The organism is Haladaptatus sp. AB643 (assembly GCF_024136975.1).
Taxonomy (GTDB): Archaea; Halobacteriota; Halobacteria; order Halobacteriales; family Haladaptataceae; genus Haladaptatus.
The window spans coordinates 113,173-138,019 of the sequence record NZ_JAMYJW010000007.1 but is presented as its reverse complement, the minus strand read 5'-3'; the positions used below and the strand labels follow the sequence as shown (position 1 = coordinate 138,019).

Annotated in this window: 18 protein-coding genes; 7 read left to right on the top strand and 11 right to left on the bottom strand. The window is 53.5% G+C overall.

Annotated elements, in window-relative coordinates; genetic code table 11:
• Positions 1-112: 112 nt before the first annotated feature.
• The 3 genes from NKF25_RS15035 to NKF25_RS15025 all read right to left on the bottom strand — a co-directional run bounded on the left by NKF25_RS15035 (position 113) and on the right by NKF25_RS15025 (position 5,637).
• Positions 113-1,267, bottom strand: a complete 1,155-nt coding sequence (locus tag NKF25_RS15035; RefSeq protein ID WP_253227469.1) for an FAD-binding oxidoreductase — start codon at positions 1,265-1,267, stop codon at positions 113-115.
• Between the two features lie 372 nt (positions 1,268-1,639).
• Positions 1,640-3,610 (bottom strand): hydantoinase B/oxoprolinase family protein, encoded by a 1,971-nt coding sequence (locus NKF25_RS15030; RefSeq protein ID WP_256490541.1) that lies wholly within the window; start codon positions 3,608-3,610, stop codon positions 1,640-1,642.
• A gap of 2 nt (positions 3,611-3,612) precedes the next feature.
• Positions 3,613-5,637: a hydantoinase/oxoprolinase family protein gene (locus NKF25_RS15025; RefSeq protein ID WP_253227467.1), complete on the bottom strand. Its 2,025-nt coding sequence runs from the start codon at positions 5,635-5,637 to the stop codon at positions 3,613-3,615.
• A gap of 928 nt (positions 5,638-6,565) precedes the next feature.
• Between NKF25_RS15025 and NKF25_RS15020 the strand changes: the two genes are divergently transcribed.
• From NKF25_RS15020 to NKF25_RS15000, 5 genes are all read left to right on the top strand, one after another.
• Positions 6,566-7,174: a thermonuclease family protein gene (locus NKF25_RS15020; protein ID WP_253227466.1), complete on the top strand. Its 609-nt coding sequence runs from the start codon at positions 6,566-6,568 to the stop codon at positions 7,172-7,174.
• Positions 7,175-8,195: 1,021 nt separating this feature from the next.
• Positions 8,196-8,552, top strand: coding sequence for a thioredoxin (trxA, locus tag NKF25_RS15015; RefSeq protein ID WP_253227465.1), 357 nt, complete (start codon positions 8,196-8,198; stop codon positions 8,550-8,552).
• Entirely contained in the window at positions 8,553-9,590 is a 1,038-nt protein-coding gene (locus NKF25_RS15010; protein WP_253227464.1) for an FAD-dependent oxidoreductase, read from the top strand. It abuts the gene before it with no gap.
• A 614-nt stretch (positions 9,591-10,204) separates the two neighbouring features.
• A complete protein-coding gene (locus NKF25_RS15005) occupies positions 10,205-11,152 on the top strand; it encodes a zinc-binding dehydrogenase (RefSeq protein WP_253227463.1) in 948 nt (315 codons plus the stop codon).
• Positions 11,153-11,379: 227 nt separating this feature from the next.
• On the top strand, positions 11,380-12,786 hold the full coding sequence (locus NKF25_RS15000) for an FAD-binding oxidoreductase (protein WP_253227462.1): 1,407 nt from the start codon (positions 11,380-11,382) through the stop codon (positions 12,784-12,786).
• Between the two features lie 148 nt (positions 12,787-12,934).
• Here the strand turns inward: NKF25_RS15000 and NKF25_RS14995 are convergent, their stop codons facing one another.
• From NKF25_RS14995 to NKF25_RS14985, 3 genes are all read right to left on the bottom strand, one after another.
• Positions 12,935-13,306, bottom strand: coding sequence for an SWIM zinc finger family protein (locus NKF25_RS14995; RefSeq protein ID WP_253227461.1), 372 nt, complete (start codon positions 13,304-13,306; stop codon positions 12,935-12,937).
• A gap of 174 nt (positions 13,307-13,480) precedes the next feature.
• On the bottom strand, positions 13,481-14,614 hold the full coding sequence (locus tag NKF25_RS14990; RefSeq protein WP_253227460.1) for a serine hydrolase domain-containing protein: 1,134 nt from the start codon (positions 14,612-14,614) through the stop codon (positions 13,481-13,483).
• 326 nt (positions 14,615-14,940) lie between these two features.
• Positions 14,941-15,990: a transposase gene (locus tag NKF25_RS14985; protein ID WP_253227459.1), complete on the bottom strand. Its 1,050-nt coding sequence runs from the start codon at positions 15,988-15,990 to the stop codon at positions 14,941-14,943.
• A 316-nt stretch (positions 15,991-16,306) separates the two neighbouring features.
• On the opposite strand from NKF25_RS14985, the gene NKF25_RS14980 reads away from it, so the two are divergent.
• Positions 16,307-17,104 (top strand): hypothetical protein, encoded by a 798-nt coding sequence (locus NKF25_RS14980; RefSeq protein ID WP_253227458.1) that lies wholly within the window; start codon positions 16,307-16,309, stop codon positions 17,102-17,104.
• A gap of 378 nt (positions 17,105-17,482) precedes the next feature.
• Here NKF25_RS14980 and NKF25_RS14975 read toward each other — a convergent pair whose 3' ends face one another.
• The 5 genes from NKF25_RS14975 to NKF25_RS14955 form a co-directional block, all read right to left on the bottom strand.
• Entirely contained in the window at positions 17,483-17,986 is a 504-nt protein-coding gene (locus tag NKF25_RS14975; RefSeq protein ID WP_253227457.1) for a hypothetical protein, read from the bottom strand.
• 231 nt (positions 17,987-18,217) lie between these two features.
• Positions 18,218-18,451, bottom strand: a complete 234-nt coding sequence (locus NKF25_RS14970) for a hypothetical protein (RefSeq protein ID WP_253227456.1) — start codon at positions 18,449-18,451, stop codon at positions 18,218-18,220.
• Positions 18,452-18,963: 512 nt separating this feature from the next.
• Positions 18,964-20,499, bottom strand: a complete 1,536-nt coding sequence (locus tag NKF25_RS14965; protein WP_253227455.1) for a SagB family peptide dehydrogenase — start codon at positions 20,497-20,499, stop codon at positions 18,964-18,966.
• A 1,013-nt stretch (positions 20,500-21,512) separates the two neighbouring features.
• Positions 21,513-22,388 carry a hypothetical protein gene (locus NKF25_RS14960; protein WP_253227454.1) on the bottom strand — a complete coding sequence of 292 codons (876 nt, stop codon included), beginning with the start codon at positions 22,386-22,388 and terminating at the stop codon, positions 21,513-21,515.
• A gap of 56 nt (positions 22,389-22,444) precedes the next feature.
• A complete protein-coding gene (locus NKF25_RS14955; RefSeq protein WP_253227453.1) occupies positions 22,445-23,704 on the bottom strand; it encodes a hypothetical protein in 1,260 nt (419 codons plus the stop codon).
• A gap of 116 nt (positions 23,705-23,820) precedes the next feature.
• On the opposite strand from NKF25_RS14955, the gene NKF25_RS14950 reads away from it, so the two are divergent.
• Positions 23,821-24,759: a DUF4268 domain-containing protein gene (locus NKF25_RS14950; RefSeq protein WP_253227452.1), complete on the top strand. Its 939-nt coding sequence runs from the start codon at positions 23,821-23,823 to the stop codon at positions 24,757-24,759.
• The last annotated feature ends 88 nt before the right edge of the window (positions 24,760-24,847 follow it).

The following is a 24,847-nucleotide window of genomic DNA, read 5'->3' as shown; positions in this document are numbered from 1 at the left end:
GCGATCGACAGAGGAGGCAATTAGCGAATGGACTCGACTCATTCGGTTTAATCCACTCGGTTGAACCGGTGACCGTTCTCCTGAGTTCGATGTCCTACATTTACTACGGCATTCAATCGTCTTCCCCTGTCCCCCAATGGCTTCGATAGTCAAAATTAGCGGATCGGTCGTCGAACCGATCGAGTCGAAACTGCGCCATCGGGAAGGGTGGTTTCTCTCCGGTGACCAGCGACCGAACAGCGCGCCCAGTTACAGGCGAGAGCATAACGCCTCGGCCGTGAAGACCGGTCACGACCGCAAGCCCGTCCGGCGCTTCTCGGGGGGTGTCAATGATAGGAAGTCCGTCAGGTGAGGCACAGTCCGCAGTCGGACAGCAATCCTCTCGGCGGATTGTTCCTCCAGCAACCCCATTGAGTAGCGGTGCGACGTCCTCAACCACACCTTTACGGAACGATTCTTGAACGCCCATCGGTGTGCCTTCCGGGTCGTCAAGGAGGTGTTCGTTTCCGCCAACGAGAACGTTACCGTGATTGGTCGTCCGCCAGTATATCCGCATCGTCGGTTCAGAACCCATAGGACAGTCGTCCGGAAGTGGGTTGTCCGGTTCGATGACGACCGCGTTCCACCGAAGCGGTCTCACTGGGAGTTCGACGTGATCAGCGAGGAGGTCGCGCGTCTTCCATCCAGTTGCGTAGATGACATGGTCAGCGTCGATAACGCCGTACTCTGTCTCAACACCAGTCACCGTGCCGTCTACGACTCGAATATCCGTGACTTCGTGGTCGCGGAAGATGCCCGCTCCGTTCTGTTCTGCGGCCCACTTCAACGTCATTGCATAGTTGAGTGCGTTGAGGTAACCGGTACCATCATAGAGAAGACCACCTCCATACGCAGAGAGGTCACCGAACGATTCTGGGAATCTGCGCTCCAGTGCATCTCGGGTGAGAAACTCCCCACCACTAGGTGCTTGGTCGGTGTATAGGTCGGCGTTCGCCCCAGGAACGAGACGAACCGTCTCGCGTTCTGTGAACGAGAAGACGCCTTGACCGTCCAAGTCGCGAAATTGTGACAAGGCGAACGTTGCCCATTCATCGGGAAACGGTTCAAGCGAAAGCGAAATCATCCCGGACGCTCGAGAGGATGTATCTGCTGCGATACCGCTTTTATCGAGGACGATAACGTCATGGTCCGGTGCGAGTTCTCGGGCGATAGCAAGCCCCGAGACACCAGCTCCGACCACGACGACGCGATCGTTGGTAGTCGGCATGGATACTATTCAGACACTCGAAGAGGTGGCACAAAACGCTACGGGTCACTCAGTAGAGATCTCTTAGATACAAGCTTTAAGTCTTTGGCACACAGGAATCGTCCAATAAGTGGAGTACACTCATTTCGATTGCTGCAGCGTAGTCATCGTGCGACTCGACAGCGGCATTCGTGACTAACGCACCGGATTGAAGACCATAGTCATCCAATACTCGATACTGTTCTCAATTTTTCATATTATTTTTGAAAAAACACACCCGGCACCTCGAGTGATCTGATTTTCTCTGTGTCTATTGAGCCGGGTTGGATTTATAAAGAGAATCGAGCCGTGACACTAATTCTATAGAACAGTAGGTGAGCCGCAGGCTGGAAGCTACGACCACTCGCTAACAGCGCGTTCACCAAGCATCTCTCGGAAATCCTCAGTCGTTTGCTCTAGCAGTTCACCGCTGGACCAATCGAGGATGACGCCGTAGCGTCGGATAAGATCTAGCGTATCAAGTTCTCCCTCATTGTAGCGCTTAGCAACTATCTCGGGGTCCTCGCCTAACCACTCTCTCCGATTTTCGCGGATATAATCGCGCTTTTGTTCCGTTGCTTCTTGGTCGACTTCGTATTCACACAAATCGGGGTCTATCTCCTCAATGACGACACCATAGTCCTTGGCTGCACGCTCGACAGACACGTAGTCATCCTCGACGTCTACCAACACATCCTGGGGGTTTCGGTCGAGGGGGTCGCCAAATCCACCACCCCCTGAGGAGGGACGGACAAATTCGTTGCCTTCTTCGATGGGAACACTAGAGAAGACCGTACCCATCTCCTCGGACTCCCCATCTTTTGTGAGAGTAACACCGTGAGGGATTCCTGGAAGACCACCGTTGATTCCCCAGGTGATAGACCGGGCACGATCCGAGCAGTACGATATAACACTATTTTCACATTCTAAGATATCGCCACCTTTTCGAACACCGAACCCACCGCGGTACTCCCCTGGCCCAGCAGAATCAGTTACAATGGAATGTTCACTCGTCAAAAGCGGTGTGTCGCGCTCTTGACCCTCCAAAGATTGGACGGCAAGGCCAGCACCAAACACTGGCGCTGTAGCAGTAGCGCCGTCTTTACCATCACGACCTCCCCACCCACCGGCCATCCAATCGTACCAAGCGAACTCTTTACCGTCTCGACCCGGCCGTTGATCTTGCCCACCTGCAAGGAGATACTCGAGGTTGAATGCACAAGCCATTGCTCGCTCAGGCAAGACCTCTGACCACAACTCGAAGATGGCATTCATTACTTTCTCATAAGCACCAGCGACTGATCCTGTGACGGGAACTGGCTCTGGTGCATTTACCACTGTTCCTTCCGGGAGTTCAGCACTGACGACTCGATACATTCCCGAGTTCAGTGGCACGTCTGGGAAAAACATCTTCGTTCCAGCGATGACTGCCGAAAAGGAGGTTCCAAACGTCGAATTCAGGAAGTTACCAATGTATTCGTCCGACCCCGAAAGATCGTAATGGACTTCGTCTCCGTCGATAGTCATTTTGACGTCAACAGTGACGAATCCCTCTCCTTTGTTGGGGTCAGCATCGATGTAGTCTTGAGTGTGCCAAGTGCCATCGGGTAAGTCATCAATCTGCTTGCGCATCATGCGCTCAACGTAGTCTTTCGACTCATCAAATGCAGTCATCACCGTATCGACACCATACTTCTCAACAAGTTCGAGGAGGCGTTCTTCAGCGATTCGTGTCGCTTCGGCTTGTGCCCGCATATCGCCCATTCGATCCTCTGAAAGACGCATATTGGTCGTGAGGAGGTTCGCGACATCGTCTCGGAATTCTCCACGGTCCCAAATTTTCAATGGTGGAATGCGCAGCCCTTCAGCAAAATGGTCGTTTGCACTAATGTTGAACGAACCGGGAGCCGGCCCACCAACGTCAGCCCAGTGACCATTCGATTGGGTAACGGCGATGAGTTCGCCGTCGTGGAACACGGGGCGCATAATGCGGACGTCGTTGATATGGGTTCCACCGAGATACGGATCGTTGACAATGTAGACGTCGCCCGGATTGATGTCCCCCTCGAAGTACTCGAGGGTTTCCTTGCAGGTGTAATGAAGGGTACCAACGTGAACAGCGATGTCTTGTGAGCCTTGCATCACTGTATTGCCCTCTGCATCGTTCAAGCAATTGCTGAAGTCGCGGTTGTAAATGACGAACGAATAGCAGGTTCGCTGTATTTGTTCGGCCATTCGGTCAACGAGGTTCGTGAACGAGCTACGGAGTACCTCGAACGTAACTGGATCGAGGTCTATATCCTGTTGTGGTTGTGTATCGGACATGGTTAGACGGTAATGATGATGTTTCCAGTTTCGTCGACTTCGGCTGTCATCTGAGGTGGAATTACGACGGTCGAGTCCATCTGTTCGACAATCGCGGGTCCATCGAAGGTAGCACCTGAACCAAGCGCTGTGCGGTCATAGACGGCCGTATCTACATATTCTCCGATTTCTGTGAAGTACGCTTCACGAGTGTTCTGAAGGGCATTAGTAGAATCACCTCGATCGATTTCTGGGAACGAAGGTTTCTCGACGACACCTTTGCCAGTGACGTGGAGGCCATATATCTCGACGGGTTGATCTTCATCAGAGTAGGCGTAGGTCTGTTCGTGCTGGCGATGGAACCGTTCTCTGATTGATTCGATGCTATCGATTGGTCGTGAACAGGTCACTTCCAACGAACGCCACTGACCGACATACCGCATCTTTACCTCGTATTCCATTCGCATTTGTTCATCGTCGATACCTTCCTTTGCAAGACGCCCGTGAATCTCGCTCTCCATCTCTGCAAAGGTATCCTCAATATCATCTACGACGCCCCCTGACGCGTTGGCGATGAACGTTTGTGAGAGGTCGTGTTCAACATCGACTAGCAGACAGCCGAGTGCTGAGTTAATTCCCGGATAGGGAGGCACAATGACCTTCGGAATGCTCATTTCCTTTGCAACGTGGGCAGCATGCATTGGACCAGCACCGCCGAAGGCAACCAAGGCGAAATCACGAGGATCGTATCCCTTGCTCGTTGAAACCAGACGAACGGCGTTACACATATTGGCGACAGCGATTTGCTCAATAGAGGAGGCAGCTTCGATGAGATCCAGCCCTAGCGGTTCGGCGATGTCACGTTCGATTACCTCACGAGCCGGATCAGCAGTGGCATCCATATCTCCACCAAGGAATTTGTCTGGATTGACCCAACCCAGAACGACGTTGGCATCGGTCGTAGTGGGCTTATCCCCACCTCGGAGATAGCATGCAGGGCCGGGATCTGCCCCTTGGCTCTTCGGTCCCACGCGTAAGGAACCACCATCGTCAATCCAGGCGATCGAGCCACCACCAGCGCCGATAGTTTCGATATCTGTCGACGGGAACATGATCGGATAACCATATTCGACAGACCATTCATCGGTCATCTCGATATTGCCCTGAAAAGTGAGCGAGACGTCAGCGCTGGTTCCACCCATGTCGAAGCCGATTGCGTTCTCGAAACCACATTGTTCGGCAATGTACTGACTCGCAATCGCGCCTGCAGTCGGCCCTGAATTGGCGATACGTGCAGCATAGTAGGCGATCGCCTCTGTTGTCATTACCCCTCCGCCAGAGTGCATAGCAAGAACGTCACCGTTGTAATCTCGCTCGCTGAGTTTCTTCGAGAGATCGATCAAGTACTCACGGACGACCGGAACCAACGCTGCATTGATGATTGTTGTGCTGGTTCGTTCGTGTTCGAACATCTCCGGAAGGATTTCATGGGAGGTACAGACGAACGCGCTGGGATATTCCTGTTCGACGATCTCAGCGACCCGTTTTTCGTGTTCACCGTTGACGTAGGCGTTGATCAACGATACAGCGATAGTGTCGATACCACGTTTCTTGAAGATACGAGTTACTTCGCGAACTGTCTCCTCATCAAGTGGAGTAACGACGTTTCCGTCTGTATCAATCCGTTCGGAAACCTCGAGCCGATCGCGTCGCTGAACATATGGATCAGCAACGTCCTTATACGCATCCCACAGTTCGTCCTTCGTCGCATCACGAATTTCATGAACGTCACGAAAACCTTCAGTCGTGATCAACCCGATTCGAGGGAGTTCACGTTCGATGAGAGCATTGGTACCGACCGTTGAACCATGGGAGAAAAATTCCAATTCTCCAATACCTGTTTCAACCTTTGTCAAGCCATCTATGACTCCCTCTGCTGGATTTGCAGGTGTTGATGGGGTTTTCGCTATTTCAATCTCTCCAGTCTCGTCGTTAAAGATGATAACGTCTGTGAACGTACCACCGATATCTACTCCAGATCGTATCATTGATTCATCGGGAATAATTACGACTCATCTATACTTAGAATTTTGTTGTTTGTACATTACAAAAGGTGCAATATAATAAGTCCCATGTTGTCGAATGACACGGCAGCGATATTCTTGATGTACTAGCAACGTCTCCCACTGTCACCGCTCGGTGGGGCGTAGATACGGTTTCAATGAGGCGGGTAGTGCATCAGCGGCTTGGTGAGCTAGAACGTGGGTAATTGAGTCCACGGGTGGTTATCTGGTGGATCTCAGAGAACAAGCAACAATGGGTACCTTAGTAGCGATTACGAGCTTTTCGGGTATTTCAGGGGAGAGATGACCACCCATCTAGTTTATTATGTTTAGTATCTAACTAGTGTAGCTACCAGCTATGAGTGACAAGCAAAGGAGACGCTGGAAACGGTACCTCACAGTGATCCCCTGGACGTTTGGAATTCTATTCATTCTCAGTGGACTAGGCTTGACTCTCGTTCCTGAGTCGGATGTACTCCGATCGGTTAGTAGTGGAATTCTCATGATTGCCGTCGGACTGTTTGCAATCCCGCCCGTTCGATGGAAAGTCAGCTCGTTCACAGGGCGAGAGTTTTCCACTCTCGTTGTGATCGGCATCGTGCTCAGTGGGGTAATCGTTTCAGGTGCTATGCTCCCAGAAGCCGAATCAACGGGACCACAACAAGGGAAGATGAGTGACCAGGGGGTTGCAACAACGTCAATGGAAACAACCACGACATCGCCAGCAACAACACAGGTAACGACAGCAACGGAGCAGATGACGAACACTCAAACGATAGCCACAACATCGAGTGTGATGACAACGACTGCCGCTCAATCATCACCACGACCTGCTCGTACGCGATCCGCCCATGGGCCAGCGAGCGGAACCAAGTGGACAGTTTCTGTCACGAGAGTAATCGATGGAGATACGATGGAGGTCCAGTTCCCGAACGGTGAAACGGATACGATACGCCTTTTGGGAGTTGATACACCCGAGACGACCCTTAGTCGAGTAAACCCATCTAAATTCGAAGGAATTCCGGATTCGACGGCTGGTAGAGATCACCTCTATGAGTGGGGCGAGCGTGCGAGTCAATTTGCGACTAATAAATTAGACGGGAAGACAGTTCGCATCGAAACGGATCCTCAGGCAGATCGTCGAGGGAGTTTCGGCCGACTCTTGGTTTATGTCTACGTGGATGGTACGAACTTCAATCGACAGCTGTTGACGGATGGCTACGCACGGTTGTATGACAGTTCGTTCTCGAAAAGGGGTGCGTTCGAGCGTGCTGAAGCCCGAGCGCAACGCAACCACGTTGGAGTCTGGAAATTTGAAGGAGCTACTGTAACGCCGACGTCGACGGTTGGAACACCGGCAAGTGCGAGCGGAGTCAACGTTCCGCCACCGCCAGCAGATGGAGATTACGATTGCAGTGATTTCGACTCACATGAGCAGGCACAAGCCGTCCTCGATCAAGATCCGAGTGATCCGTATCGGCTCGATGCTGACGATGACGGAATTGCCTGTGAGTCGATTTGATCGACGGGAAGTTGACAAACACTTACTCGTCCAAATTGGGTTAGAGTAGATATATCTGAGGTTGTTTTCAGCCATGAGGATATGGTTGTTCGTATATTGTATACGGATACAGCATACAGATTCGGTATGCAGATATAACATACCTTTTCAAGGAGGGTTATAACAGATCACCATTCCTGGGATAGTGTTCGTCACGAAGCGAGATGACGAGAGAATTCGGACGATTCGATTGAAAGACCGATCGCATTTTTCGAATTGTACACTCGGACGTTTCAGACGTTTTCGGACGTTCCCCAAACGAACCATGGAGACGACTGGGCAACGTGGGCAAACGAGTACATTCGTGACTCAAAGCGGATTCTCACGGTTCGACAGAAAGCAGCCCTCTTTTCGTTTCTTCAATCTTTAGGCGCTACTGGCGTCCGCAGGAAAAGCGATGTTATCATCCCGTTCGAGACGTATCCGCCCGATGTTGACGATCCGTGGGCGTACTATACTGCCGAGCATGAACACGTCTGGGAGGAGTTTGCAACAGACTACCCCCAACGAGCAGGGGCCCCTGAATTGCTTAGCCAGACTGATGATGGGAAGCTTGTCTTCGCAAGCCGATTGTGACCCAATCGTTATCGTTCTTATCTAACTTAGCAGGCAATCCCACTGCTTCAGAAAGTACGATCAACCTTCTCTTATCCCACAATCTTGCGAGACATAAGCAATACTTTGATGCGGGTCGGCTCTATCAATTCCCATGGAAGATACGTTCATCGTAGTTGGCGGCGACGCCACGGCAACGATAACAAGCTATTATCCTATGGGAATATACGATGAAATAGCAGAAGGACGGCGCATTCGACGACGTGGTCGAACAAACGATATACGCTCTCGGGGGTGAGAGGTTCAGCATCTTCTTGACATCGACGTCTGGGCCATGTTCGAGGAGAAACCCGCGAAAATGGTCGAACAGACGGTATTGTATACTATCCCCAAAACTATAAACTACTGTAGCCACTACTAGAGCGTGATGACAACTGAGACTACTGAAGCAGGTTCAAAGGTGCCTACCGAACCGATTCACATCGACGGCCAGGTAGATCTCGAGACTACTGTCGCAGACAATGATGTCGTGCTCACGGACTTCTACGCCGACTGGTGTGGGCCATGCCAGATGCTCGAGCCGGTCGTCGAAACAATCGCTGCTGAGACAGAGGCCGTCGTTGCGAAGGTCGACGTCGATACCAACCAGCAACTAGCCGGCGCGTACGGCGTCCGGGGCGTCCCGACGTTGGTCCTGTTCGCCGACGGCGACCAGGTCGAGGAAGTGGTCGGGGTCCGAGGCGAGGACCAACTGCGCGGGCTGATCGAGGGGTATACCGAGTAGATGAGCGGCGACACAGTCGAACTCGTGATCGCGGGATCGGGAGTCGCCGGCCTTTCGGCGGCCGTCTATGCCGCGCGCGCCGACCTAGACCCACTCGTGCTCGAGGGTGACGAACCAGGTGGCCAGCTCACGCTAACAACCGACGTCGAAAACTACCTCGGATTCCCCGACGGTGTCGGCGGGATGGAGCTGATCCAGCGCGGGAAAGGGCAGGCCGAGCAGTTCGGCGCCGAGTTTCAACACGGTAGCATCGAATCCGCCGACCTAGACGGGCGACCGCTCGAGCTGTCGCTATCGACCGGCGAGACGCTCCGGACGCGCGCACTGATCGTCGCGACCGGCGCAAGTGCTCGTTGGGTCGGCGCCGACGGCGAGGACGAGTTGATGGGCTACGGACTTTCAACCTGTGCTACCTGCGACGGGGCGTTTCACCGCGGCGATGACGTGCTCGTCGTCGGTGGGGGCGACAGCGCGATGGAGGAGGCGCTTTTCCTCGCGAAGTTCGCTGACTCCGTGACGGTCGTTCACCGCCGCGACGAGTTCCGGGCCTCGGAGATCATGGTCGAGCGCGCCCGCAACCACGAGGCCGTCGAGTTTGCTTGGAACACGGAACTCGTGGCCATCGACGGCTCGCGTGACGAAGGCGTAACCGGCGTGACGCTTGTCTCCCATCCTGACGGGTACCCCCGAGAGAAATACGAGGCTGATGAGAATGTCGAAATCGAGGAGGTCGACGTCGGCGGCGTGTTCTACGCCATCGGCCACGAGCCGAACACCGATTTCCTGCGGGACACGCCGGTTGAGCTCGACGAGGATGGTTACGTCCGGACAGCTGACGACGAGGCGTGGGCGACGACGGCAACGGCTGCCGACGGGGTCTTCGCAGCGGGTGACGTGATGGATCGCGACTACCAGCAAGCGGTCACGGCCGCCGGCATGGGCAGCATGGCTGCTCTCGACGTAGAGGAGTGGTTCGAATCGACCGCCGCGGTGCCGGCCGACGGCATCGAACTGATCTCAACTGAGGCAGGAGACTGATCGGAACGGCCGGATAAGGAATGTCAGAATCATTATATACACCTGACCGCCCGTAAAAACGAGAGAACGCGATACTAGTGGACAATTTGCAGAGGAAACAACTGACGACGATATCCTGACCGCGATACACGAGTCAAATTTCCCGGCAGTGATCGCTCGGTGGGTCACGGATACGGTTGAGATGGAACAGCGGAAATTGAGTCCGCGGGTGGTTATCTGGTGGATTCCAGAAGAATAGAGGAAATCAGTGAATAGTAGTACGCAGCTTACTTTGTGATAAATCAGAGCAACTATTCCGGGGGCATCGACGTCGAAGGCGAATTGCTCGGCCTGTGCGCGTTTCTGTGCCGTCTCGTCAGCTTCAAGTTTCGTAGGCGTTTCGTACTCATGGTCTTTCCAATCTATTCAGGTAGACCAGTGCTGGTTCTGTTCGGACAGACATGACTCGTCCAAGCGCGTTATCATCGACTGTTGATTGAAATATTAGCTACTTCTGATTGATGCAATTTATTGCGGTTCGCCTCCCCGCCAAACAACCTGCGACTTAATTCGGGCTTCCCAGTACCAGCCCAGTGGACACAATCTATACTCCAGTAGCGGTGGTACTGTTGGGTATGGACGCAATGGTTATCACAGACTTCGGTGGTACCGACGTATTCGAAGACCGCGATGTCGAAAAGCCATCTCCTGGACCGACCGAAGTCTTGGTTCGGGTGCATGCGTCGTCAGTCAATCCTGTCGACTACAAGATTCGCCAAGCTGGATCATGGGCTGGTATTTCCCCGCCAACAGTCATTGGGTACGATGTCTCCGGGGTTGTCGAAGCTGTGGGCGAAGCTGTCATGGACTTCGAACCTGGTGACGAAGTGTTCTACACACCGGAGATCTTCGGCAACCAGGGGAGTTACGCCGAATACCACGTCGCTGATGAGTCAATCGTCGCTCAGAAGCCTACAAATCTTTCCCACACCGAAGCAGCGGCGCTCCCGCTCGCTGGTGGAACCGCATGGGAGGCAATCATCACGCGGGGCAATGTGGCGGCTGGTGAGACAGCACTGATCCACGGCACCGGCGGTGTCGGTGCCCACGCAGTACAGATCGCGCACGCTGCCGGAGCACAGGTCATCGCAACAGCGAGCCCTGAGATGGTTGAACAGACCGAAAATCTCGGTGCGGCTCGCGCAATCGACTACAAATCCGAGGAATTTACCGACGTAATTGAGTCAGAGTTCGATGAACATGTTGATCTCGTCTTCGACACTGTCGGGGGTGATACGCTGGTCGAAAGCACCGGCATTACGAAGCCGCATGGTCAACTGGTTACCATTCTCGAACCGGAGGGTGAATGGGGGAATGCATACCAGAAGAACCTCTCAATTGAGATGCTGTTCCTTGAGCGTAGTCGACGGCCACTCGAGGGATTACGACGGCTCGCTGAGCGTGGTCAGCTCGAACCAGTTATCGATTCAGTTCTTCCCTTGGAGGAGGTGGCGAAGGCACACGAGATGGTCGAAGGAAGCGGACTCACTGGCAAGGTTGTATTGGATATCGCCGGTGACTGAAAATCACTGAAGCGACTTTTGCACTGACACCCATGCAGGAGGAGAACGAAATTTAGTGTCGTCTTTCAGTCGTTTGTTAGAAGGGAGTGATAGATATAGAGGATGCATCCAGCAGATCGCCATTGTGACAATAGTTAACATGGGCCGGGTCGTAACACAAGTAGCACTCTCCGTACTCTGCGTCAAGGATGAAGAGGTAACGAGGGAGATGCAAAACGGAGACTGTAATGACACCAACGGTAAGAGACGCTGACCAAACAGCCGTTGAAGACCTTCGAGAAACGCTTCGGGGCACCCTGATTCGGCCCACCGACGAGGACTATGACGAGGCCCGGGGCGTCTGGAACGGGATGATCGATCGTCACCCAGCACTCATCGTCCAGTGTTCAGGCACTACAGACGTGATTGTAGCTGTAAATTTCGCACGGGAGTACGACCTCGAGATCGCAGTGCGCGGCGGCGGTCATAACGTCGCCGGCACCGCCGTCTGCGACAACGGTATCGTCATTGATCTCTCTGCGATGCGAGCCGTGTGGATCGACCCTCTCGCACGGATAGCCCGAGTGCAGGGTGGCGCCCTGTGGGGCGACGTTGATCATGAGGCCCAGGCTCACGGACTTGCGACCCCGGGCGGCATCGTCAGCCACACCGGCGTCGCCGGGCTTACCCTCGGCGGGGGGATCGGCTGGCTGATGCGCAAGCATGGCCTCACTGTCGACAACCTGCTCTCCGCCGATATGGTAACCGCCGATGGCGAGTTCATCCGTGCCTCGGAAGACGAGCACTCCGAGCTGTTTTGGGCGTTGCGGGGCGGTGGTGGAAACTTCGGGATCGTGACCTCCTTCGAGTTCGCCCTCCACCCTGTCGGTCCCACTGTGCTCGCCGGCCCAGTGTTCTGGTCGACGGACGACACCGCTGCCGCGCTGCGCTTCTACCGCGACTTCGTTCGGGATGCTCCCGACGAGCTTGGCACCGTCGTCAGGTTGGGAACCATCCCTCCCCTCTCGGTCGTCCCCGAGGAGCTTCACTGGCGACCCGCCGTGGCCATCAACGCCTGCTACGCAGGTCCGGTTGAAGAAGGTGAGAGCGTCCTCCGCCCGCTGCGCGAGCACGGCACACCGCTTCTCGACTTGGTCTCCCCCAAGCCGTATGTGGCGCACCAGAGCGGGCTCGACAGCACCGTTCTCCATGGATGGCACTACTATTGGAAGTCGACCGACCTACCTGAGCTGTCCGACGACTTGATTGACGTTCTCGTCGATCACGCCTTCTCGACGAAGTCACCCCGCTCATACGCGGTGCTATTCCACTTAGGCGGAGCGGTGAGCCGCGTCCCTGGCGACGCCACCGCCTACACCGGTCGGAACGCACCACATAATATCAACATCAATGGCGTGTGGCGTCCCGACGAAGATTTCGCCGAGTCGGAGACCGCGTGGGTCCGTCGATTCTTCGATGCCCTCAAGCCCTATCGAGAGGGCGTCTACGTGAACTTCCTTGACGTCGACGACGACACACGACGGGTCCGCGAAGCTTATGATGAGCATACCTACCAGCGACTCGCCGAGATCAAAGCCGAATACGACCCCAATAACGTGTTTCACCTCAACCAGAACATCGAGCCGGCAGGCTGAACATCTCTCGTACAGTACGTACAGGCTTTGCTCATACAAGATGGAAATGAGCTATAGAAGGAAAAGAGTAGTCTCAGTGAGAATGGGTCACTGGTAATGAGACGATCACAAACCGAGGTCGTAGAAATAGTCTTGGAGTGAAACGAGGTTAGTTCGGCAGTTCTTTCCGTTCCGTTCGCACGCATGGCCAGCATGGGAAGCCATTGAGACCGTCGCAGTCACAGCCTTCCGGTTCGGAATCGTTGTCGTCCTCGGAGGGGAAGGCGTCGAGCGTCCCGTCGTCGGGTGCGGTTTCGACTGCAGCCATGTGCTTGCAAAACGCGCTCCGATGAACGTGATGCGGACACGTACAGGCCACCAGTTCGTCAGTCACGTCGTCGATGGCAACTGTGTACTGGTGGGCTGCTGGGTTCTCGTGGCTCTGGTTGGTGAGTTCAATGAGTCCGGGGCCATCGACGTCGAAGGCAAATTGTTCGACCTGTGCGCGGTTCTGTGCCGTCTCAATCCGATCAGCTGACAAAGCGGATCATCCCTGTATCGTCCAGCGCCGCGTATTAGACATCCCTTCGTCACGGTCAGACCACAGTACGGTGACAAGCCCATCGAACTTACGTGTAAACAGCATAATCGAGTTGAACGACAAGAAAATTCCCAACAGAAGATACCAGCGCTCTATGAAACAGATAAAGGACGCTTACTGCTGAATGAGCAATCGCACGGCATCGGAAATCGCATTCACCCGTGCGGCATGCTCGTATGACTCTTCGCGGATGCCATTGGTCACATAAGCAAACCCGATACTGTATTCTGGATCACCCCAACCAAAGATACTTCCAAGTCCGGCATGGCCAAACATTCGTTCGGTGCTGACAGTGCCGAACATATCATTAGCTAAGCCGCCCGTCCAGAAGCCAAGCGCATAGCGAGCTGGTCGCGAAAGCGTCCCGTCAGATTCGGTCTCAGCGTGGGTTTGAGTCGCTTTTTCTACAGTATCTGTGCTCAAAATTCGGTTTCCAGCAAGCTCACCTCCGTTCGCGATACAAGCGTAGAACCGTGCCATATCCCGTGCTGTTCCGATACCGTTTGCAGCTGGGATTACTGCCCGATGAACGGCCTCCTGATTGAACGCTTCTGCTGACTCACTAGCTGATATCCCCAGCCCTTCTCCCGGATCACGGCACCGGTCAAACACTTCGAAGCCAGTTAGCGTGGCGACAGTATCCTCTTCATCCTCGTTGAGTCCGAGGCTGGTATCGTTCATATCCAGGGGCTCAAACACGTTTTGAGCGATATACTTATCGACGTGTTGTCCGCTGATTCGGTGAATGAGTTCGCCAACCAACCAGCCATAGTTGAATGTATGATACGCTGGTTGTTCACCAGGATCGAAAATCGGGTCGATGTCTTCCATTGCTTGAACAACCGCATCCCAGTCTCCCCACTTATCGGCTCGCTCGTCGAACTCCCCGTACGGTATTCCAGCGGTGTGGCTCAGTACGTGTCGAAGGGTGATGTCGGATTTTTGACTCCCTTCGTCTGCAAATTCTGGCCAGTGATCAACGACTGGATCGTCGTAATTCGCTTTGCCTTGCTCAACGAGTTGGTGCAGTCCAACACCGACGTATGGCTTCGTGCATGAGAACACGATATGCGGAGTTTCTGACGTTGTTGGTTCGCCATCGGGTCCAGTTATTCCCCCGGCAAAATCAACCGCAAGTTCCCCGTCCACGTAAACCGCTAGTTGTGCACCGTGATGAAGGCCGACCTCAAGTTGCCGGTTAAACGCTGCATGGAGTTGTTGCTTCTGTCCATCTGTGAAGTGTGACATAGTAACTAGTCCCATTGCTGTAGGTTAATGCTATTGGGAGAGTGAACTCGGCCTCGGTATACATACTAGATACTGTACTGCATTGACATCCTCCCCGCGCTAAAGCGCGAGGATTCCTCGAAGCGGATATTGAGGTTGCGCGTTTCCTCGGTTCGCAAGGACGCTTTCGCGTGGAACGTCAGCGGTAGCCACCGAATTATGACCGACGGTGTGCGTTACAGCGCGTAGAGCCGTGTCAAAGCGGCCTTCCTCCCCACCAACTATGGGCGTCGATGACGGCTGGCTGTTCAACCAGCAAGGGAGCACGGTTCGCGTCAGCCGAACTGTTACGCCGTGCATGGTTCCCCCTCTCGCTTCCCGATGTTCGCCGCCGCGTTCAAATCAGCATGGCGTTCGTAGCCACACGACGAACAGCTGAAATGGTCGTGGTTCCGTGACCCGCGTTCACCACACGAAGAACAGTTTTGACTGGTATAGGCCGGCTCAACCGTTTCTACCCGGATACCGGCCTGTTCAGCCTTGTAGGTGATGAACGTCTGAAGCTGGTGGAAGTGCCACGAATGGACACCGGACCACCCGGTGCAGTCGCGAATACCTTCGAGCGCTTCAATCCGAATCACGGGATTCTCGAATTGGCCGGCAAAGTCGATGAGTCGACGTGAGAGGGTGTGATTGAGGTCGCGGATACGGCGGTGTTCTTTGTTACCAACGTGGTTGCGAGCACGAAGTGCTCCCGCTTCTGAAAGCGAATCACGAAGGGAACGATATTTCCGTCTGACGTATCGCGCCTCTTTTCCCGATACCAGCATTGATTCATCCATCCCGAGGGCGTGGACGGCGAGAATGTGCCTCTCGCCAATATCAACGCCTATCGGCGTTTCACCGTCAGGAATGGTATCGTATTCGACGGTGAACGAGCAGAACCAGTTGTCGCCACGGCGGTAGATCTGTAGACGAGATTTCTTCGCTTCGCCGTCGAGAATCCGCTCGAGGGGTTCTTGAATCTCGTCATGGACACAAATCGGCGTATGCCACCACTGCGAAATGCAGGGAAAGCCAACTACAACCGAGCCGTTATCGGTCGTTTCGAGCGTCCAATTCTGGTTGTTCGTGGCGAACGGCTGGGCGGCAGTGTAGTCCATCCATCCGTCGCGCTTGTACTCGGCTTTTGCTTCTCGAATAGCTTGGTTCTGAACCGCCGAGTACAATCCGTTGTCAATGCTGGCTGTGGTCACGGACATTCCGAGTTCGCCTGAGTCCCATCCATTGACCAACTGTTGTTTGGTGTCGCGGTAGACGAGCATGGCGTCTTGCCATTCTCGCCGTCGTGACCGGGTTGGTTGATGGAATTTTGCGGTTACTGTCACCGAGACCATTACATGTGTAATGAGATTGCAACGGATTAAAACTATCCAATATCGGCTATGCTATTGGCAGTAAATTGTGTATTCGATTGTCGGATTCATCCCCGCCCTAAAGGACGGGGCTTTCTCCTCGTATCTCCGTAAAGACGAAAGACGAAGAATGTGCGATACTTCCAGCCAGTAGACAGAGGACACCAGTGAGACCGAGATTCTTCGAGTGATTCGAGGCCGAGTTTCCGGCAGTAACGGCTCGGGGATTAGATGATCTTGACAGGAGGAGACAACGTTATTTCCTTATGGGGTGTGAGTACGGTGTGTAGGTTTTTTCATGTCTTCGACAAACAGTGAGGAAAATCATCGTCAAGCAAGCACTTGGGAGGATGGAGTCGCAGCAAAAGTACAGCAGTTACGGCCGATGATCCAGCCTTCACCCATTTCGGGCTATGAGCACGTGCGTGGCTTCGGCATCTATGGCCTGCCCTTGGATACCGGTCACGTCCTCGCACTCCGTGTGTTTCCCGAGAATGATTTTGCGCCCTACAAGACGATTTGGCATCGAACCCCGGATGGCACATGGTCGATTTACGTGGATGGGCCGCGTCACGACACCGCCTGTCCTCGTTACTACGGAGCGGCAACCGATCACGTCGAATCTTCGAATATCACACTCACATGGGTTGGACCGATGGAACTCCGTGTGGAGATGGACGATCCTGATTTCGTTCTGACTGTCAAACTTGAGGCCGCTTGGCCGACGAGAATTATGAACATCATCGGGGCTCGTATCCCGGTGTTTTTGTGGCGTGTTCCTGGAGTAGCACAGACACTCGCCCCCATTGCAGACAGGGTGTTCGATGTCGGAGACGTAACATTCGTTGGATCCGCCCCCAACGGACACCGCACCATTCTGATGCCACGTCAAATGTATCCGATTGTCGCCGGATCGGCTACCCTAAATGGGGAGGACCTGGGAATGCCCGTGCGAAGCGAAACCAACCCGACGATTGGAAACGTTGCGCTGCCTGCTCAACCGGTGCTTGCGATCGGAGAAGCGTACTTCGAGATTCTCGACCAGGAAGAGTACGACCGGGTTCGATCAGAACTCGCTCGCCAACTCTCTACCTGAGGTATCGAGCTAGTTTACGAGATCTGCGCCTTGCATTCAGTACGACTCCTGAAACCGATCACAGCCCGAGAGTTCCAAGCAGGCCGAATTCGTCTATGGCCTCGTCGATCTCGAATGCGAGGACAACATCGACATCGCTTGCTCGTGTGACATCCTACGTCGGGTTCACAAAACATCCCGTGAGCCACGCACTGAGTAGGCGATCCTCGTCGACTTCGAGTGCATCTCGGATTTGTGCCCACGTTGGTTTGCGTTCGTTATCGCCCATTGCGGTGGACGTATCGGTAATTGATTACTGAGATACCGGTACCAAGTCGCGATGCCGGAACCAGACATCGATTTCTTTACCATCGGTTTCGATGCGGTAGCTGTAGGAGTCTAGTTCGCGACCGATCTCGTCTCCGAGAGTGTCCTGCAGGACGTCCGTGATGGTGTCTTCTTTCCCGTGGTGTTCACTCTGCCCTCATCGATACCAGTCTCGATGAACCGAATCAGATCACCTCTAGTCTGAATCGTCGAGTTGTGCACGGATTGGATGGTCGTCAAAAGGACGTCGGCATATGAGCCATCGTACCCATATTGGGAAAAGACACACTCGAGAACCCCACCGATCGTCTCCAGGGCCTCCAGCTCCGCTCTGAACGCCTGCATGTTCGAGGGGTACACTTCGTGGTCCAGAATGTGTCGAACTTCCTCTAGCGAGTAGCCAGCCTCCTCAAGGACGGCTGCCCAGCCACGCTTCGAGCCTGATTCGAGAATTCGAAGCCACGCCAAGAGGAGTTTCGCCTGATCCGAGCGGAACAGCTCGATACCACCCTCGTAGGCTAATGGGAGGTCGTACTGTGTTAGAGTAGAGTATATCTGAGATTTGTTTTCAGCCATGGATATGACTGGCCGCATATTGTATACAGATGTAGTATACAAATGCAGCATACAGATACAGTACGCCTCTTCAAGGTGAGTTATAACAAATCTCCACTCTTGGGATAGTGTTCGTCACGAAGCGAGATGACAGTCGAATTCGGGCGATTCACTCCTCAGAACCGAGAATCGATGTGATTTCCCGTATTAAAACACGGTTTGGTGTCCGATTCTTCTTCCCGTTAACCACACTCAGACGACTCCTTCATCGGTCGCACTGTCGCGGTTGACACGACGGAGATCATGAATCTCCTGTCTGACTGCTTCCCAATTGGTGATATCTAACCAGACTTCTTCTGGATCCCCGTATTCTGCATACTCTAAGGGATCGATATCGTCGGGGTTTTCGACATCGTAAGTCTGTTTGTACTCTTCGTTCTCGGCGAGCAATTCTCCAAGTCGGGTTTTGTACTCCTGTTCGCTCAACTCGGCTAATCGATTCAGTCGTTGCCACTCGAAGTACGCTTCGTTCCGTTTGTACGTCGCCGGGTTCTCTGTCACACGAGTCAAGAGACCGATGTCAGCGAGTCGTTTGAGATGGCGTCGGGCTGCATTCACAGAACAGTCTACTCGGTCAGCAACCTCGGCAACACGGGTTGGGTCGGTAAGTTCAAGGGCGATTCTGTAGACTCGTTCGTCGGCAGGGGGGGGTTCTCCAGTCGATCGGCGAACTCGGATGCAAAATTAGTTTCTGGTGGTCCTCGTCCGTTTGTATCGCCGATACGCAGGAATACGAGTTAGTATGCAATTTAGCATTGACTACGCATATTATCGACAGTTCCCCATTCTTCCTGAAATTGATTCGTGTTTCAGTGAACGTGATGGCTCGTTGGAGGAGTAAACGAAGAAAGAGACCAGTGAGCAGACAGGATTTAACAGGAGCGATGAATAGAGGCACTGATACCACCCACGGGACATCGAACGAAAACATAATCCTACTACTGCGCCGATTTTCCAAACGCGAACAGCGTCATCGGCGTCTGATTCGCCGCTCGAGGCGAGAAGTAGTCAGTCACGAGATCGTCGTAGAAGGTGAACCCGCGACCACCGAGCGTACGGTGTGCATACGTCGCGAGATACAACCGCCCTAATCCGATACCGCCCTCTAATTGGGCCACTCGATACCCTCGATTCCCAGCCGCTTCGACGATAGCGTCGATATCCGCCATGAGATAAACGTTCACCGCAGCGTCGCCAACGACCGGCTGGTCGAGCGCGAGATGCCCTGCAGTTCGACGGTCGATATCACCCAATCGTTCGAGAGTTTGTGCGTTCGGATGGTACTGATATGCCCCCGTCGGAATATCCTCGACAGCGTGAATGAGACAGTAACAATCGACTAGACCGTCGATACGCTCACCACCGAAACAGTCTGCGGGCATCCCACGAAGCGCACGGTCGAGAATCGTCGCGAACTGCCGCGAACTGATCGAGTCGTGGCTGTATTCTCGAAGTGACCCCCGACGTTCAATTGTAGACCACACTGGACGACTTGACGCCGTCTCGGCATCGACCGGATCAAGGGAAATCAATTCGCCATCACCTACATCGTGGCGTCCGAACTCCTGCTTGGACGCATCTTGAAAGTCTTCGCGCCAGGCCTGCACTGCCTCGCCGTCCGCCAACGTACTCTGCTCCCAAGCGTCGGCTACCAGCGGATACTCGACAGGATTCCGTGAGAGTGGCCTTTCCTTGGGTTCGATACTTGTGACGGAGAGAGGGTCTGGAGCGGGGTCTCCGCTACCGACAGGAACGAGTTCGAGTGGAGCTTCGTCTTCGGGGTCGACGCCGAGGAGTCGAGCAATCATGTGGTCCGCGAATCCGGTGACGACTGACGCCCGATGACCGCTTCCGTGAGCGACCGCCAACAGGTTAGCGAGAACGGTGCCTGAATCCCAGAACGCGTGGCGGTAGGTTCGCTCGCGGTACTTCCAGGCGTTGCGCCACCATTCTGAGGTGGCAACGAACGTCACAGGGGCGTCAGCGACTGCCGCGTGGTTGCCCGTCGCTCGAGCGAGAACACCACGATAATCCCCCTCGCGAAGCACGTCGAACGATTCAGTATCCGGATCGAAGTGATAGACGCCGGGGACGAGCCCGTCGATGTCACCTGTGACAGCGTAGAGGTCGACGTGATAGAGCTTTCCTGTACACGAGGCTGCGCGAAACCGCATCCGTTGGCCCTGTCTCTCCAGCTCCTTTGTGATCCCCGTCGCGTAGTGACAGAGGGTGTGAACGGCTTGGGCATCAAGCGAGGATGGAGCGCTATGACGCGGAGTGTCGGTCGATGTAGTGATTGCTGATAAGGCAGGTTCGTCGGGCGAGCGTGCCGACCCCGGAAGCGAACGCTGTGACAACGTTTCATAGACTTTGTAGGGACGTGGCTTATTCGAAAAGTTCAGTGAGAATCGATCGCTCCGGATACTCTCGGGGGAATGATTCGTCCGCTTGTGATATTCGCGTGCGTCGACCATCGAGCAATCAGACGAGAGAGATTCACAAACAGTTTGGGTCGGGTTGGGGAATGTGAGGAAAGGTTGACTAGTTCATTTCTTGGCTACCAGTGTGATATTGAGCTTTTGCTTAGAGTTAGAATCTTAGCGATCATAGATCTCTTAGAGTCTAGCGTTCGTCTTTGATCATGTCAGAAGAGACCTATGTGGCTTTGGCGTCGCCCACGACATGAAAAAGAGTGATTCACAGAACGACAAGTCTCCCTCCGAGCGCATTGATGCGAGAATCGAAGAGCTGTCCGACTGGTGAGGAGAGATGCTTGCCCGGATACGTGGTCACATCAAAGAGGCCGACTCCGATGTGGTCAAGGAGTGGAAATGAAGTGGTCCGGCGTGGTCCCACGACAGGGTGGTCTGCACTGGTGAGACCTACATTCAGGTAGGCGGTGTTCGGGCCTAAGTCGGCAGTTCATTACGTCTCGCGCTCGGGGCACGTACAGTAGAAAGAACCCTGGAATCCGTCAGTCCGTCATTGCTCATGCGTCATTCCTCATTCAGATTGATCTCCGACACACACTTCGACGACCACGGCAACCGAGGTGGTATCGTCACCTGCTGTCACCACCCGGTCGCCAGGGTTGAACGGGTTTTCGGGCTTTTCAGGTGGGCGGTGTTCGGACCCAGATTGTGCAGTTCATTCATGGGGTGGGCTTCGAGATGTGCGAATTTCGCCGGTTCTTCGCCAGAATATGCTTTCTGCGTCGTGTCTTTCGATTTGAGGGTTTCAATCCACTCCCAGCCGAGGAGAATGAGTGCGTCTTCGTTATCTCGATGTCCCAATAGTGGAGAGGTATGGATGTGTGAGACCCTTCTGAAGCCATGCAAGTGTTTATACGAAAGCAGGATCAAGATTAGGTTGACCAATGAATCTTGATCAGGCGGTTGACGAAGCACTCGCGACGTACAATATGTCGCGCAGTGAAGAGGCCGAGGAAACAGGCCGAACAGTCGCCACGCTCCAAGATTAACGCGTTCTAATCGAGATCTCGTATCTTCTCGGCGAAGTCTGCTTTCGATAGCGCTTGGGCCTCTTTTAGTTCTGAGTAGCCGGCGCGTTCGACAGCTTGCTCTACAAACTGGATCCAAAGCTCTTCGTGCTTTTCTGCGTAGACCATTTTCGCTTCACTCGGGTACATATCCAGCTCGTATTCAGCCAACTCAATTTTCACATCGTGTTTCCGCTCAAGCGTTCTTGCGCCGAAGCTGTACAGGTGCTTGAAGAGGACGTTCTTCCGACGAACTGTCAAGAGCCGCTTGGATTCGTTGATGTACTCGTTTACCCACTGTCGCCAGTCGTATGTTTCTGGATCAATCTCTACAGATGTTTCCGGTATGGTAAAGTCCGCATTCAGCCGCCGAAGGTAGAATTGAATCAAAGCGACAGCGGTTCGATGGTTGGCGTTCGGAAGTGCGTGTTTCAGAATCAGGTTGGAGGCGAGTCGACCAGCAACGTCCGTTGCTGATCCCTCCCACGACGTTCTGTTGAAGACATCCGGTAGTGCATCGACATCGATATTCTTGTACGCCTCGACAGGAACTCCTTCTTCCTCCTCATTTTGCGCGATAAGGGCACGGTAGATTTCCAGCAGACGCACGACGATGGTGCTATTCTCATCAGTCATTTCCGCGAGTGAGGCTTGCAGATTGAAGTCTATTTCACGCACTGGTCCACCGCCGACACGAGACGTATAGATGACATAGAATTCTTCGGCGATATCGTACGCCTGGACCTTTACTGCGACGTCGTCATCGTAGTCGATGATTTGCGAGACGATTTCGGCAGGGTCTGGATGCACGAAGTCGAGGGAGAATTGCTTGTCACCGGGATGGTGGTAGTAGACATGGCCCATCTGTGCTTGGAGTATTCACTTACCAGTCTATATTAATCCCAGTTTGTCGAACGAAATCACTCTGAATAGCGTCTCAATGTCGGCTCGATGTTCTCCTCAACGTACTGTCGTTCGGCTTCGTACGCTCCCGTCAAGTCGGCATACCACTCAGCAATCTTGCCAGCGAGATCGACGTCATCTGTCTGTCGATAGGATTCAAGCAAGGATCCTCGTGCTGCTTCGTTGATTACTGTTCGTGATTCGCCTTCAATCAGGGCAGTCAATGCATCCTGCATTGCACTGTCGTCGATGTCGTATTCGGATTCACCAGTGAGTATCGGTTCAAAGAGTCCGCCACCGAATTCAGGTGGACGGCCAAATGCCTCTAAGTCCTTACGGGCTTTCCATGGTTTCGCCAATACGTCGTAGAACAAGCTTAGGAGACATGTACTGTAGAACGAACCCTGAAATCGATTCAGACCGTTGTTGCTCTGTCGCCACTCGTCGTGGAGATCGATCTCTAGGACATCGCGATCACGCATCAGTCGAATGAACGCCAATCGGTCAAGTGTGAGTGCAGCGAATGCTGTTCGCTCTGCTTCAGTCGCACCACCTGGAGCATCAACGGCGTCAACGAGTGGAGTATTGACACCATTGTGGTCGTAGTCACCTTCACCAATGAGTACCTCAGAATAGAGATCATGGAACTGGGAGAGGCCACCAGTGGCTCGTCGGACGTTGTGATGGCCGAGTTGCTGGAAGAACCGCGCCAAGACGCCTTCCGGGTTGGGAAGTCCGGTGAGATCTGAATAGGTGACCATATCGTTCTCACGGGCGGCGTATTGGACGACTGGTTTCAGACTTTGTGATTCGACGACTGGGTCGAGAGTGACACGGCCGTTGTCTCGTTCTTTGAGTTCGTATAAACCCCATTCGAACCCATCAGTGGCGATCCCATATTCATGCCGAGCCGAGTCAAGATAGCTCAGAAGTTCCGTTTTTGCGGTATCGATATCGTTGACCGCCTTATTTTCGCCAATCACATTTGCAGGGAGGTTATCTACTCGGAAGTCTGGGTACTCATCGTCACCACCTGCTGGGGAGTTTGGCCGAGGGATGACCTCGTATCCGAGAATGTTGAGAACTGGCCAGATAAGGTGGTCTTCTACAAAGCGTTCTGGAAATTGCCGGATATCTGTACCATTGAATTCTTCTTTTCCTTCGATGATCTCACCGAGCCTGTTAGGGGGGATGTTTCTCTCGTCGAGTTCACCGAGAAATGCATCGACGGTTTCCTGAAGAGCGGACACAGCATCGGCGATAGTTGCAGAATCCATCTAAGTGAAGTTTGAATACTTATTTGTATTAATATTTTTATATTCAGTCAAACTACTTACGGCTGGTTCTCTACCGGGGCATCAACATTTACATTCAGTCTGTAATGATATAGAATATGTTTCCCCAGAAACTACATTCAGTTGAATATCTCAGTGCAAACACTATTTGGGATCACGAGGAACACGATTTTACACCATGGATTGTCGAGCATATCGACCAACTCGGGAGAGCAATCGGAATCGAAATCGATGAGATTGAACGGGAGGACGCTGTCGGCGGATATAGCGCAGACATCACAGGGACGGAGGTGAACACTGATGGAAAGGTCGTCATCGAAAATCAGTTTGGAACCACCGATCACGATCATCTCGGGAAACTTCTCACCTATGCTGCCGGGATTGATGCAGAGTTCGTTATTTGGCTTGCAGAGGAATTTCGAGATGAACACCGCTCAGTGCTTGAGTGGTTGAACACGAGTGCTCCAGGAGGTGCGATGTTCTTCGGTGTGAAACCACGAGTACTGCGTCTGAATGGTGCTGAGCAACTAGGGTTCGATTTTATGGTCGTCGTCGAACCCAACGATTGGGAACGGAAACTACAGGACTCAGAGTCATTAACTACGCGAGAGCAAGCATACAAGGACTTCTTCTCGGAGCTGGCGGATGCGTATGAAGACGCAAACCCGCGTTGGTATCGAGTTAAGGCACAACCACAGGGTTGGTTAGGGTTCGGTGCTGGAGTAAGTGGCTGCACATTTAATTGGGCATTTCATCATGGGCCGGAGTTGGCTGTTGAACTTTACATCGACACGAGCGACAAAGAACGGAACGAAGCCATCTATTCCGAACTCAAAACTGACCAAGATGTGATTGAGGCTGAGTTGGACAACGTGGTCTGGGAGCAACTTCCGGACAAGCGAGCGTGTCGGATCAAGGTCGCACAGCCAATCGATGATCACATTGAGGGGCTGAGTGCGATGCAAAAGGAGTCTCTTATTGAGTGGGCTGTTCAGGAAATGGATGCGCTTCGGGCTGTGTTTGAACCTCGGCTGTAGTATGAGTAAAGCTTTCTTAGACCTGCAGATTTCGTTAATTCCGATGTATTTTGAGATACAAAATCACATTAGACCTAACAATGCCAGT